Origin of the sequence: Streptomyces sp. NPDC014995 (assembly GCF_043080745.1) — a bacterium.
Taxonomy (GTDB): domain Bacteria; phylum Actinomycetota; class Actinomycetes; order Streptomycetales; family Streptomycetaceae; genus Streptomyces.
Genome location: NZ_JBIBVX010000017.1, coordinates 164767 through 176979, shown reverse-complemented (window position 1 = coordinate 176979; position 12213 = coordinate 164767). Strand labels below are relative to the sequence as shown.

Sequence of the window (12213 nt, the reverse complement as noted above, 5' to 3'; positions counted from 1 at the left end):
GGTTCGCATCATGTCCACCACCATGCTGGCCGGACGCCTCCACCTGGACACCCGGACCTTCGCGGTCGAAGAGGTCCCCTTTCCCGTCCCCGGTCCCGGAGAGGTGCTGATCGAGGTCAGGGCCGCCGGAGTGTGCCTGTCCGACGTCCATCTGATCGACGGCGGCCTCACCCCTGCCTTTCCTGTCGAGGCGGTCACCCGTTCGGGCGCGGTCACCCTCGGCCACGAGGTCGCGGGCGTCGTTCACGCGCTGGGCCCCGACCTGTTGGGGGACTGGGCCCCCGGCATGCGCGTCGCCCTGCAGGCCGGCCAGTCGTGCGGAGCGTGCGCCGACTGCATGCGCCGCTCCCCCTGTCCACGGCCGCTCACGCGCGGCGTCGACTACGACGGCGGCTGGGCCGAGTACGCCGTCGCCCGGGAGGACACCCTCGCCCCCATCCCCGACCATCTGCCCTTCGACCAGGCCGCCATCATCCCCGACGCGGTCTCCACCCCGTATGCCGCGATCATCGACAGCGGGGCGGTCCGGCCGGCGCAGTGCGTCGGCGTCTGGGGCGCCGGCGGTCTGGGCGCCCACGGCATCCGGCTCGCCCGCCTGGCCGGCGCCGCGCCCGTCATCGCCGTCGACCCGCTGCCCGAGGCCCGCGAACGGGCCCTCGCCTTCGGCGCCGACCTCGCACTCGACCCCACCGACCCGGGATTCGCCGAAGCCGTGGGCCGGGCCACCGGCGGCCGCGGCCTCGACGCCGCCTTCGATTTCGCGGGTTTCCCAGCGGTCCGCGAGCAGGCTGCCGCGCTCCTGGGCGCCGGCGGTGTCCTCGTCCTGGCCGGCCTCACCTCGGAACCGCTCACGATCACCGACAGCACGTCCTTCAGCTACCGCGGCAACCAGATCCGCGGTCACTACGGCTCCGGACCCGAACACGTGACCCAGCTCATCCGCCTGGCCGCCGCCGGCAGGCTCGACCTGGCGCCCTCCATCACCGATCACATTCCCCTGGCCGAGGCGGCCGACGCCGTCACCCGACTGGAGAAGAAAACCGGCAACCCGATCCGCCTCGTCCTCACCCCGTGAATTGTCGAGGAGTTCAATAAGATATTCGGGGGCGAGCAGATCTGCCGCATGCCGTCCAACTCCACGGGGTCGCCCGGTTCAATCTCCAGCGTCTGCATTCTGCGACCGGCACTATTCGGCCCGCCGAACGCGAGGTCAACTACTACCCTCGACACCAGCCCCAACCGGCCGCTGGACCCAACCCGTGGAGCTTCCACTGATCCCGGGGGCGGTTCAGCGCGTGCAGGAGGGCGGGCTGCCGCGCGGAAGATTCACCACTCAGTCGATCACTCAGCGAATGGCTACGAACGAGTCCGGTCACCAATTCCCGGCCGATCGATCCTTTCTGACGATTGCACGTGCCGTTGTGATCTTCCCTTTATCGAATTCCCTACCCAAGTCGGTGTCAGCCTTGCTAGATTGAGCCCGCCCCCGAGACGAAGTCAGGGCAGTCCTCGCAGCTCACGGAGGGCAAATTCCCCCAAGCCTTCACCGAGGCTTTCTTTGGATGCCTGAAAACCGTTGCGGCTGAGTTTCGCTGCTTCCGGCCACGCTTCATGTCACACCTTTCGGCATCCACGTCCCCAACTCACTGGAAAGCGCACGTAAGTGATGAGATCCCTTCAGCGTTTCGGTCCCCTGCTGGCCGTCTCCGCCGTGACGGTCGTGCTGAGCACGCCCGGTCTGGCCGCCGCCGACGAGGCGAGCAACGGCAAGGACACCACGTACTACATCTCGCTCGGCGACTCCCTGACCACCGGCTACCAGCCGGACGTCGACAAGGACACCGACGTCGCCTACACCGACCAGCTCTACACGCAGCTCAAGCAGCGCACCCCCGGTCTGGAGCACATACGCCTCGGCTGCACCGCCGAGACCACCGAGTCGCTGATCAACGGCGGCAAGTGCGACTACCCGAACGCCAAGTCCCAGCTGGACGCCGCCCTCAAGGCCATGGCCCAGCACCAGGGCAAGGTCGCCTACGTGACCCTCAGCGTGGGCGCCAACGACATCCTCCTCAACTGCGTCAGCCGCCCGGCCGGCACCCTTGACGCGGCGTGCCTGAACAGCCAGAGCCAGACCATGGCGAAGAACCTCGCCCAGATCGCCGGCGCGCTGCGCAAGGCGGGCACGGACAACACCCAGTTCGTGGGCTCGAATTATCACAACCCGTTCCTGGCGGCCTGGATGCTGGGCGCCCAGGGACAGCAGGCCGCCAAGGAGTCGGCACCCCTGGTCAAGGCCGCCAACACGGGGATCACCCAGGTGTTCAAGTCCACCGGTTTCAAGGTGGCGGACGTGGCCGGGGCCTTCTCCTCGGACGACTTCACCACCCAGGTGAACGTGCCCGGCGCGGGCGAGGTGCCGGCGAACGTTGCCAAGATCTGCCAGCTGACCTGGGCGTGCACGAAGCAGGACCCGCACCCCAACGCCGATGGCCACAAGGTGATCGCAGGCGCCTTCGCCGCGGTGCTCGCCGACAGCACCGCGCCCGGTGGCGACGAGTCCCCGGCCCCCAGCGAGCCGGCCACACCTGATGCGGGCGAGTCCCCGGCCCCCAGCGAGTCCGCCACCCCCGGGGCCGGCACCGACTCGGGTGCGAACAGCCCGACCGTCAACGGCGATCTCGCCGAGACCGGCGCGTCGAGCAGCACTCCCGTCCTCGCGGGTGCGGGTCTCGCGGTCGTGGCGGTCGGTGCCGCCGCGACCTACTTCGCGCGCAAGCGCCGTCGGGGCGAACAGAGCTGACGGCCAGTCCGTAGACCACCTCAAGCAGCAGGCCGCTCGCGGTGTCGCGGGCGGCCTGCTCGGCTCGGCTACGGACGGCCGGGGTCCAGACCCCGGCCAACCGGGGGGAACCGTGGGGGATCTCCGTGTACGTGGTGCGGGTGACGATGCCGTGGGCCTCGAACTGGCGCAGCCTGCTGGTTGTGCTCAGGCGGGCTGGGTGGGGGCCCGTAGTTCGATCTCGTATCCGCCCTGTGGCGTGGGTTCGGCGATGAGCGTGCCGTCGAGGAGTTCGGCGCGTTCTTTCAGGCCGATGAGGCCGTGGCGGGCGCTGGGGAGGGCGACAGTCGGGCGGGTGGGGGCGGTGTTGGTGACGGTGACGCCGAAGTGTTGTGTGTCGTGCCACAGGCGTACCTCGGCGCGGGCGCCGGGGGCGTGCTTGCGTACGTTGGTGAGGGCTTCCTGGACCGTGCGGTAGACGGTGCGCTGGGCGGTCGTGCTGATGCCGGGCGGGAGCCCGCCGGTCAGGGTGGTCTCGATGCCGCTGTTGGCGATCAGCGGCTGGAGGCCGGCGAGGGTGGGCTGGGGGGTGAGTTCGGTTTCCTTGCCGCCGGAGGCGCGCAGCAGGGTGACCATGTGGCGGAGTTCGTCGAGGGTGTTCACGCTCAGGGTGCGGATGGTGCGGGCGGCGTCGCGGGCGTCGGGGTCCTTGGCGGCGACTTGGAGGGCTCCGGCCTGTACGGCGATGAGGCTGACCTGGTGGGAGACGACGTCGTGCATCTCGCGGGCCAGTTGGGCGCGTTCGCGGGCGAGGACGGTCTGGGCGTGCAGGGCGCGCTCGTGTTCGCGGGCCTCCTTGACCTCGACGAGCCGGCGGGCCACGTCGTGTCCGGCCTGTACGAGCTGGCCGCACAGGATCGGAGCGAAGGCCATGGCCAGCGTGTAGACGAACTGGATGAGCGTCCAGGTCCGGTCGCCGGAAAACGTGTCGCCGGAAAACGTGTCGGACAGGGGCCAGGCGAGGGTGGTCGCCGCCGCGTTCAGCAGGGCGCAGCCGGCCAGCAGCGGGCGGTTGCGGATTCGCGCGGCCAGTGTGTACAGCGCGGCGATCGGCGCGACTCCCACCTCCATGAACAGCAGCATGGGCAGTGTCAGCAGGAAGACGGCGAGCGGAAAGCGCCTGCGCAGGAGCAGTCCGGCGCTGCCGAGGGCGGCGCAGGCCCACATGAGTGGTGTCGCCTCGTCGTCGAGGTTGATCCAGGCGTCGAGCGCGGCGAGCACGACGAGGCCCGCGTCGACGACCCAGGGCGGCGTCCGCCGCCACAGTGCCCGACCCGTGCTCATCGCGCGTTGTCCCGTGCCGTGTCGGCGCCGTCGTCGCCGAGCAGTCCGGCCCGCTCCGCGAGGAGCGCCGCCTGGACGCGGCTGGAGACCCGGAGCTTGGTCAGGATCGAGCTGACGTGGTCCTTGACGGTGCCCGCGCTCAGATGGATGCGGGTGCCGACGTCGGCGTTGGACAGTCCCTCCGCGATCAGGACGAGCACGTCACGTTCGCGGTCGCTGAGCAGCTTCACGCGCGCCACGCCCGCGTCCTGGGGCGTGCCCGCCTCCGGATGGCCGCGCAGCAGAGCCCGCGAGGCTTTCGGGGACATGACGACCCCGCCCGCGGCCAGGGTGCGTACGAGTTGGGCGAGTTGTTCGGGCTCGGTGTCCTTGAGCAGGAAGCCCGCGGTTCCCGAGCGCAGTGCGGTCAGGATGTACTCGTCGGTGTCGAAGGTGGTCAGCACGGCCACCGTCGGCGGCTCGGGCAGCGTCTGGAGCTCCCCCAGGACGGTCAGGCCGTCCACGTCCGGCATGCGGATGTCGAGGAGCACGACGTCCGGGTGCTCGCGCCGGATCACGTCGGCGGCCTGCGCTCCTTCCGCGGTCGCCACGACCTGGATGCCGTCGGAGGCGTTCAGGCGCATCCGGAAGCCGGACCGCACCAGGGCCTCGTCGTCCACCACCACTACCCGGATCACCGGCGTTCCGCCTCACACTCGTCTGCTCTGTCCAGCTTCTCGGCGATCGCGATCCGTACAGCCCGCGTCGGGGCACCCACGTTCTCGTATCTCGTACGGTGATCGCCTGCTGTCGACAGTACTTCCGGCCAGGCGCGCGACGGTGCGGCCGCCGTGGACACCCGACACCCGGCGGGCCGGTTCCAGCCGCTCGGGGGGAGTGCTCCGGCCCATCGGCAGGCGGGTGGGCGAGGCTCGGCGGGTGGTGTCCATGGTTCTCGTCCGGTGGGATCGGTCCGTGGCCCGCCCGAGTCTGCGGGCCCCATAGCCGATTTCCGTACCGTTCGAGGATCACCCAGCCATGCCCCATTTGTACCTGCGTCAGCCTGTCCGTGCTCTGCGCCGCTGTGCGGCGCGGCCCCATGTGCTGTTCGGGGGCGTATACGGGGCGGTACTGGCCAGCTCCATGGTGGCCGCCCTGACAGAACAGGGTGAGACGGCGCCCGCCGACCGGTTCAGCAGCGCCCAGTGGCTCCTGGTCACGGCCGTCGCATCGGCCTTGGCGCATGGCTACGCGCATCTGATCGCCCTGCGCGGCGACCGGACCCATCATGGTGTGCGCGCCGGGGTGCGGCTGTTGCTGTCCGAGTGGCCGTTGGTGGTGGCGACGGCGCCGACGCTGGTCCTGCTGCTCGGTGCGGCCCGGGGGTGGTGGCCCTCGCCGGGCGTCGAGTACGTGGTCTTCGCCGTGAACGTGGTGCTGCTGTTCGCCTGGGGCGTGGTCGCGGCCCGCGCTGCCGGTCGCACGTGGGGCTCCGCCTTGAGGATCGGCATGGTGGACGCGCTGCTCGGGCTTGTGGTCGTGGTGGCCAACGCCGTCATCAAGTAGGGCGGTGGGCCGTCCGGGCCCGCTGACCGGCCGGGGTACTGGTCCGCCGGTCGGCGGGGTGGTCCCGGCCGGTCGGCGGGGGTGTCACCGCAGCCTGCCGGATGGTCCGCCTCCTGACGACACGGCGAGATTGTCCGTATGACACAGATACAGCCGCCGCAGGAGACTTCGGCTCCGCAGGAGAACTCGCCTCCACCGCCCGCGACCTCGCCCGGGTCCGCCGGGAAGGGCACGGGCGGTCCCTCGATGGGACGTCTGGTCGGGGTGGATCTGGCCCGCGCGCTGGCGGTGTTCGGCATGTACATCGTGCACATCGGCCCGATGCTGGGGAACACGAGCGGAGTCGGTACGTGGGTCCGGTTCCTGGCCGACGGGCACTCGTCGGTCCTGTTCGCCACCCTCGCCGGGTTCTCACTGATGCTGATCGCAGGCCGCTTCGAGCCGAAGACCGGCCTCGCCGGCCGCCAGGCGAAGGCGCGGGTCGCGATCCGCGCCGTGATCCTGCTGGTGCTCGGCAGCGTGCTGGCGATGGAGTACGGAGACGTCATCATCCTCGGCTTCTACGGCGTCTACTTCCTCCTCGCCCTGCCCCTGCTGCGGCTGTCCGCCAGGACTCTGGCGATCATCGCCGCAGGGCTCGCGCTCGTCACGCCGCAGCTGGCGTTCGTCCTGAACAAGTGGCTGAGCGGGTTCGTCCTGCAGAGCATCAACGCCCACGACCCGCTCGAGAAGCTCAACGACGTGGGAGTCGTCGATCTGCTGCTCACGGGCCTCTATCCGACGATCACGTGGATGCCGTTCGTGATCGCCGGTATGGCGCTGGCCCGCCTCGACCTGTCCGCCCCCGCCGTCCAGCGGCGCCTTGCCGCGCTCGGTGCCGCCCTCACCGTGGCTGCGTACGGCCTGTCCCTGCTGCTCGCGGGCAAGGACGCCGTGTTCGGCGGGACTGGGGGGTCGTCGAGCGGCTCCGGGTCGTGGTCCGGCGGTTCCGGTTCGTGGTCCGGCGGCTCCGGGGCGGGGTCCAGCGGCAGCGGCTCCAGCGAGCAGCTCGTGTCGTCGGCCTCGGACCTGCTGGGTGCCGGCCCGCACACCGGCACGACGTTCGACATCATCGGCAGCGTGGGCGTGGCGATCCTCGTGATCGTGGGCGCGACGGTGCTCATGGATCGCGTCGTGCGACTGCGCCGCCTGGCGAAGCCGATCATCGCCGTGGGCACCATGTCCCTGACGGCGTACGTCGGCCACTTCCTCGCACAGTCCGCGTGGCCCGCTTCCGGCGCCGGCACCACGAAGTCCTGGGTGCCCGTGCTCCTGTACATCCTCGGGGCGATCGTGTTCGCCGCGATCTGGTCCCGCATCTTCCGCCGCGGCCCCCTGGAGTATCTCCTGAACGCCGCCACCAAGCCGGCCAAGTACATCCGCTGAGGTCCGGTCGGGGTGGCTCGGCTCCATGCCCCATCCCAACCTGGACAACCCGCCCGGCCCGCAAGGGGATTCCCCTTGCGGGCTTTGGCGTACCCGGAAACGCGCAGGGCGCCCCTCATCGGGTGCCATGCGGGGAGGGACAGGGATGAGCGTGGTCGCCCGGGCCGGGTGGCAGCGGAGCCAAGCGGTGTACGGGTCGTGCGCGTGTGCTCAGCGATGGCACTCGATGGCCCGGAGGAGGTGGGCGAAGGTGGTGCGCGCCGCCGGCTCACCGATGGCCGATGGACTCGTCCGGGTTGATGGGGTTGTCGGCGAACAGGACGTCGAGGAACCGCCGTTGCCGTACAGCACGGCGAAGGCGCCGAGGTTGCAACGGGGGCGAAGTCCGAGGGCGCCGAGGAGTCCCGGACGCGGAGCGGGCTGCCGGCCGATGCCCATGCGCACCAGAGCGAGCGGGCGGCCGGCCTGTTCAGGGATACCTGCCGGCCCTTGGCCATGAGCACGGGCCTGGAGACTCCAGGATGAGGTGACGGACTGGGCGGGGAAGCGGACGCAGCAGTCCGGTGCCGCCCCGCCACCCGGCCGGGGTGCCCCCGCCGTGCGACGGGGGCACCCCGTGGATGACCTTTCCGTACGGGCCCGCCTCACTCGCGAGGGCGTCCCGCCGAGGTCAGCAGCTGCGTCGCCGCGAGCTGCGCATACAGCCCGTCCTCGGCCACCAGCTCCTCGTGGGTGCCGACTGCGCGGACCTGTCCGGCGTCCATGACGACGATGCGGTCGGCGTCCGTGACGGTCGACAGGCGATGGGCCACCACCAGCACGGTGGTTTCGCGTGCCGTCTCGGCGATGACGTCCCGCAGTGCCAGCTCGTTGACGGCGTCGAGCTGCGAGGTCGCCTCGTCCAGGAGCAGCAGCCGGGGCCTGCGCAGCAGCGCGCGGGCGATCGCGATGCGCTGCCGCTCGCCGCCGGACAGTTTCGTGCCGCGGTGCCCGACCGGGGTGTCCAGGCCGTGCGGGAGACGCTCGACGAGGGCGTCGAGCCTGGTCCGGGCGAGGACCTCGCGCATGTCGTCGTCGGTCGCGCCGGACGCGGCGAAGACCAGGTTCTCCCGCAGCGTGCCGGCCAGCACCGGCGCGTCCTGCTCGACGTACCCGATGACGGACCGCAGCTCGGACAACGGCCACTTCGTCACGTCCTTGCCGTCGACCAGGACACGGCCGCCGGTCGCTTCGTAGAACCGCTCGACGAGCGCGAAGACCGTCGACTTGCCCGCGCCGGAGGGGCCGACGAACGCCGTCATTCCGCCGCCCGGCACCTCGAAGTCCACCCGCTGGTGGATGTCCGGCGACCCAGGCCCGTACCGGAAGGACACCGCCTCGAAGCGAACCGACGCCGGACACCGCACCGCCTGGGTCGCCGCGGGCCGTACCGACCGGTGCCGGTCCTGCTTCTCTGCGTTCTCTGCCTTCTCTGCCTTCTCTGTCGCCAGGCCGTCCACCTGCGCGATCCGGGCGATCGCGGCCGCGCCCTCCTGGTATTGGGACGCTGCCTCGACCAGCTGGTACACCGGCTCCATCAGGTAGAAGAGGTACAGCAGGAACGCGATGAGCGTGGACACCGGCATCTCCCCGGACGCCACCCGCGCCCCGCCGACGGCGAGGACCGCGAGGAACGCCAGCTCCACGGCGAGGTTGTCCGCCGAACCCAGCACGGCCTCCCACTTCGCGCCGCGCACGCCGTGGCGCCACGCCCTGCGTGCCGCCGCCTCGACGCGAGCGGTCTCCCGCTCCTCGGCGCCGGACGCCTTCACCGTGCGGTAAGCACCGAAGACCCGTTCCAGGCCCGTGGACATCTCCCCGACAGCCGCCTGCGCACGCTCGGCGGCCTGCCCGATCCTCGGCAGCACCAGCGCGGCGCACACGCCGACGATCGCGACCACGCCAAGCGTGACGCCCAGCAGGACGGCATCGAGGAACGCCATCACCACGACCGCCGCGACCAGCGTCACCGCCCCCGTCGCCCCGGAGACCACCGCCTGGGTGCTGACGGCCCGCAACAGCGTGGTGTCGGAGGTCACCCGGGACATCAGATCGCCCGGCTGCATCCGGTCCACCTCCGCGAGGCGCAGCCGCAGCAACCGTCCGATGAGGCTGCGGCGGGCGGCGAGCACCACCGACTCCGCCGTCCGCTCCAGCACATAGGCACCGAACGCCTCGGCCACCATGCTCAGCAGGACCAGAACGGTCATGGCCAGCAGGATGGTGCCGATCGTGCCACCGGACGAAAGCCGGTCGACCAGCGTCTTCGTGGCCAGCGGCTGCAGCAGCCCGCCGGCGGCCCCGGCCAGCGCGCACAGCAGACCGAGCGCGACGGCCCACCGGTGCGGACGGACGTACCCGTACAGCGCCTTGAGCGTCTCGCGGGCGCGCAGGGACTCGGCATCCGTCGCCTCTGGGGCGGATGCGGTGTTCACAGGATTCCTTTCCTACGTGGTCGGCCGTGCACCGCGTCAGCGGTTGCGGGCATCGGCCCGCGGGTGCGCAGATGGCGCACCGTGTGTCATGCCACCAGCCTGGAATCCCCGGCCTTCCGTCGGCCATCCGGCAATCGTCGGGTGCACCCCCGCCAAGTGGCTGGAGCCACCCGCGAAGGGTTAGGCGGGGCGGGTCAGAGGCGTCGGGCCGCGCGCAGCCCTTGTGGGGCCGCCCGCGTTCTTCCGGCTGGAGATGAAGCGCGGGTGGTCGGCGGTGTCCAGGCCGAGGTAGATACCGATGTTGCCGATCCGTCCGCCGGGCAGCTCCCGTGTTCTGAAGAAGACCAGGTCGCCGGGCTGGAGCTGCTGGATGACGGCGGGGCGGCGGTCGCTGAGGGGGATCACGGGTACGCCGAGCCGCCCGTGGGCGATCGCGTCGGGAGCCCGCCGCGCTGTCCCTGCTGTTCAGCGGGAACCCCGAGCGGTATCCGTACACCAGCCGGACATAGCCGGAGCTGTCGACGGAGGCCGCGCGGTCCTACTCGGGGCGGCGGGTGACCGTGTCGGGGAAGGTCCAGGGGATGCCCAGGTAGTCGTAGAAGTCCGAGCCCGTGCGCCCCTTCGACTTCCCTTGCCCGGCACGCGCGGAGTCGCCGGCGGTGTCGGGTGTGTAGCGGGCGGCACCGCTGTATCTGACTCCCGCTGCCGTCGTCCGGACCGGGGCACCGACGACGTAGTCGAAGGCCGTGGCGAGGATGTCGGGGTCGCGGCAGCGGAGGCGGGCGTTCACCGGTCTTCGACAAGCAGCTCTACAAGCAGCGCAACGTCGTGGAACGGTGCTTCAACCGCCTCAAGCAGTGGCGCGGCATCGCGATCCGCTACGACAAGACCGCCGAGTCCTACCAGGCAGCTGTCACCCTCGCCTCGCTCCTGATGTGGGCGTGACATTTGAAGACACGACCTAAAGGGTGTTTCAGAACGGGATCAGCGCTGATTTTCCGCCGTGATCCAGACTGTCGGCCGCTTCGATTTGTCCGGCTTCCTGGCGACTGACGGCGCTCGTTGATCTAGCGAGTGACTCGCTGGGCGATCTACGCAGCCCTTGTGCAACACCCTTGAGAACTCGACGGCGATCCCTCGGATGAAGCGGAGCAGGCCCACGCTGACAGCCGCGCAACGAGCCGCGGCAGACTGCGCGCCCGCCGGCAACGCCACACCCGCCACCGCACCGCTCTGCCCCACCGGCACGCCCCCGGCCGCCTCTGGTACGAGACGCGGGGGCGCGGACGCCTTCTCCGCGCCGCCCTCACGCGGCCCGGCCAGGACAAGGTCAGCCAGAGCCCACCGCGTTTGCTGCTCTTCGCGCTCCCGCCGCACCACCGCGCGGTCCGGCATGACCCCGCCAGCCTCCAAGTCCCGGCGCACTGCCCGGTGCAACGACGCCAGCAAGTGCACCTGGTCCCCGGCCTCCTTCAGATGCCGGTACAGCGCCGCCACGTTCCCGCCTGCCTGAGCCAATGCCTCCCACGCCTGGTCGGACAACTCCAGCCGGGCCCGCGGCCTGCTCTCCATGCGGCCCTCCGTCCGCGCCGCCTCCAGCCAGCGCCACACCGTGCGCACATTCACCCCGCCGACCTGGGCGCCTGCACGCACATGCGCCGTCGTCAACGCCCCGGCCGCCTCGAGCTCCAGCAACCGCGCCACCAGCACCGGCCTGGACACCCTCAGCCCCGCCGCGACCTCACCCCACACGCCCGGCTCCCCCACCCCACAACCCTCCCGGCCGCGCAAAACCGACGCCGACCACCGTGCCGCCGCGCAGCCCTCGGAAGGATCAGAAGTGCCGTTCTCAAACAGTGGAGCGGAGTGGGGTGTACCGCCCTGGCTTCGCTGATGAAAACGGACAGCGATTGTCGATGGCTTTGGGCGGCAGTCGGTGATCGCTGTGCCTCGACATGTCGACGAGTTTTGACGGCACTGGAGGACCTCGTGGCTGCTGCTCGCGTCCCAGAAGCTCGCTAGGTCAGACGACGGATGGGCGCCTTGGATCGGTCGGGATGATCGCGTGCTCGTCGAAAAGCTGTTCAAGGGCTTCGTGGCCGTGCTCGCGGCGGTATGCCATCTCAGCTGCGGTGACCGGCAGAACCCAGAGGATGCGGGCATCGCCGTCCGGCAGTGGGCACTGCTCGAGGTCAGGTCCGTGGAGGTAGAGAAGGCTGACCAGCAGGTGGTCGCAGTGGGACCCGGGCAGCCACGGCTCCCCGATGGGCAGGCTGTGCTCGAGATCGAGGTGGTGATCGGAGTGGTAGTAGGCGGTTACGGCCAGGAGATCAGCGAAGCGTTCGTCGCGGACGGGAGCGGTGAGGACGAATTCGAGGCCGTGGCCGTCCGTCTCAACCGTGGACCAGCAGCCGGCGGTGATGTAGGCCCAGCTGTCGGCGCGCGGTCCTGGGCTGACGGTGAGGATCCGCAGGTCGGGAACAGCTTCCCTTCGTCCAGGTCCCCGGTCGTAGTCGCTGACCGTGATCATGTGGCCGGTGAAGAACTCGCGAACGTGGGCCTCGACGCCTGCTATCGCCCGCTGGTTGCGCTCGTTCTCGAACATGATGGAGAGGATCTCACGGCTGGCCCAGGTGTCCTGGC

The 12213-nt window shown here is 70.5% G+C and carries 11 protein-coding genes and 1 pseudogene; 5 read left to right on the top strand and 7 right to left on the bottom strand.

The annotated features are described in order from the left end of the window. The first annotated feature begins 10 nt into the window (after positions 1–10). Positions 11–1075, top strand: coding sequence for a zinc-binding dehydrogenase (locus ACF1A1_RS30965; RefSeq protein WP_392004306.1), 1065 nt, complete (start codon positions 11–13; stop codon positions 1073–1075). A gap of 591 nt (positions 1076–1666) precedes the next feature. Next, positions 1667–2803, top strand: coding sequence for a GDSL-type esterase/lipase family protein (locus ACF1A1_RS30960; protein WP_392004305.1), 1137 nt, complete (start codon positions 1667–1669; stop codon positions 2801–2803). Between the two features lie 186 nt (positions 2804–2989). Here the strand turns inward: ACF1A1_RS30960 and ACF1A1_RS30955 are convergent, their stop codons facing one another. Together ACF1A1_RS30955 and ACF1A1_RS30950 are read right to left on the bottom strand one after the other, a co-directional pair. Next, a complete protein-coding gene (locus tag ACF1A1_RS30955) occupies positions 2990–4126 on the bottom strand; it encodes a sensor histidine kinase (protein WP_392004304.1) in 1137 nt (378 codons plus the stop codon). Further along, positions 4123–4749: a response regulator gene (locus ACF1A1_RS30950; RefSeq protein WP_392004334.1), complete on the bottom strand. Its 627-nt coding sequence runs from the start codon at positions 4747–4749 to the stop codon at positions 4123–4125. The genes ACF1A1_RS30955 and ACF1A1_RS30950 overlap by 4 nt, the downstream gene beginning before the upstream one ends. A 394-nt stretch (positions 4750–5143) precedes the next feature. Here ACF1A1_RS30950 and ACF1A1_RS30945 point away from each other — a divergent pair, with 394 nt between their 5' ends. Further along, entirely contained in the window at positions 5144–5671 is a 528-nt protein-coding gene (locus tag ACF1A1_RS30945; protein ID WP_392004303.1) for a hypothetical protein, read from the top strand. A gap of 138 nt (positions 5672–5809) precedes the next feature. Then, a complete protein-coding gene (locus tag ACF1A1_RS30940) occupies positions 5810–7096 on the top strand; it encodes a DUF418 domain-containing protein (RefSeq protein WP_392004302.1) in 1287 nt (428 codons plus the stop codon). A 644-nt stretch (positions 7097–7740) separates the two neighbouring features. Here ACF1A1_RS30940 and ACF1A1_RS30935 read toward each other — a convergent pair. The 3 genes from ACF1A1_RS30935 to ACF1A1_RS30925 form a co-directional block, all read right to left on the bottom strand. Further along, positions 7741–9570 carry an ABC transporter ATP-binding protein gene (locus tag ACF1A1_RS30935; protein ID WP_392004301.1) on the bottom strand — a complete coding sequence of 610 codons (1830 nt, stop codon included), beginning with the start codon at positions 9568–9570 and terminating at the stop codon, positions 7741–7743. A 180-nt stretch (positions 9571–9750) separates the two neighbouring features. Then, positions 9751–9975 (bottom strand): NlpC/P60 family protein, encoded by a 225-nt coding sequence (locus ACF1A1_RS30930; protein ID WP_392004300.1) that lies wholly within the window; start codon positions 9973–9975, stop codon positions 9751–9753. 133 nt (positions 9976–10108) lie between these two features. Beyond that, positions 10109–10360, bottom strand: a complete 252-nt coding sequence (locus tag ACF1A1_RS30925; protein ID WP_392004299.1) for a hypothetical protein — start codon at positions 10358–10360, stop codon at positions 10109–10111. On the opposite strand from ACF1A1_RS30925, the pseudogene ACF1A1_RS30920 reads away from it, so the two are divergent. Then, a pseudogene (locus ACF1A1_RS30920) lies at positions 10336–10515 on the top strand (transposase); the annotation flags it as partial. The gene ACF1A1_RS30925 and the pseudogene ACF1A1_RS30920 sit on opposite strands and share 25 nt — an antisense overlap. 39 nt (positions 10516–10554) lie before the next feature. Here ACF1A1_RS30920 and ACF1A1_RS30915 read toward each other — a convergent pair. After that, positions 10555–11322: a hypothetical protein gene (locus ACF1A1_RS30915; protein ID WP_392004298.1), complete on the bottom strand. Its 768-nt coding sequence runs from the start codon at positions 11320–11322 to the stop codon at positions 10555–10557. Between the two features lie 271 nt (positions 11323–11593). Then, positions 11594–12175, bottom strand: coding sequence for a suppressor of fused domain protein (locus ACF1A1_RS30910; RefSeq protein WP_392004297.1), 582 nt, complete (start codon positions 12173–12175; stop codon positions 11594–11596). Between the last annotated feature and the right edge of the window lie 38 nt (positions 12176–12213).

Excerpts from the sequence above, each read along its gene's own strand:
- ACF1A1_RS30950 (WP_392004334.1), bottom strand. The coding sequence starts at position 4,749 with ATGCGCCTGAACGCCTCCGACGGCATCCAGGTCGTGGCGACCGCGGAA.
- ACF1A1_RS30965 (WP_392004306.1), top strand. The coding sequence starts at position 11 with ATGTCCACCACCATGCTGGCCGGACGCCTCCACCTGGACACCCGGACC.
- ACF1A1_RS30960 (WP_392004305.1), top strand. The coding sequence starts at position 1,667 with ATGAGATCCCTTCAGCGTTTCGGTCCCCTGCTGGCCGTCTCCGCCGTG.
- ACF1A1_RS30945 (WP_392004303.1), top strand. The coding sequence starts at position 5,144 with ATGCCCCATTTGTACCTGCGTCAGCCTGTCCGTGCTCTGCGCCGCTGT.
- ACF1A1_RS30940 (WP_392004302.1), top strand. The coding sequence starts at position 5,810 with ATGACACAGATACAGCCGCCGCAGGAGACTTCGGCTCCGCAGGAGAAC.
- ACF1A1_RS30910 (WP_392004297.1), bottom strand. The coding sequence starts at position 12,175 with ATGTTCGAGAACGAGCGCAACCAGCGGGCGATAGCAGGCGTCGAGGCC.
- ACF1A1_RS30955 (WP_392004304.1), bottom strand. The coding sequence starts at position 4,126 with ATGAGCACGGGTCGGGCACTGTGGCGGCGGACGCCGCCCTGGGTCGTC.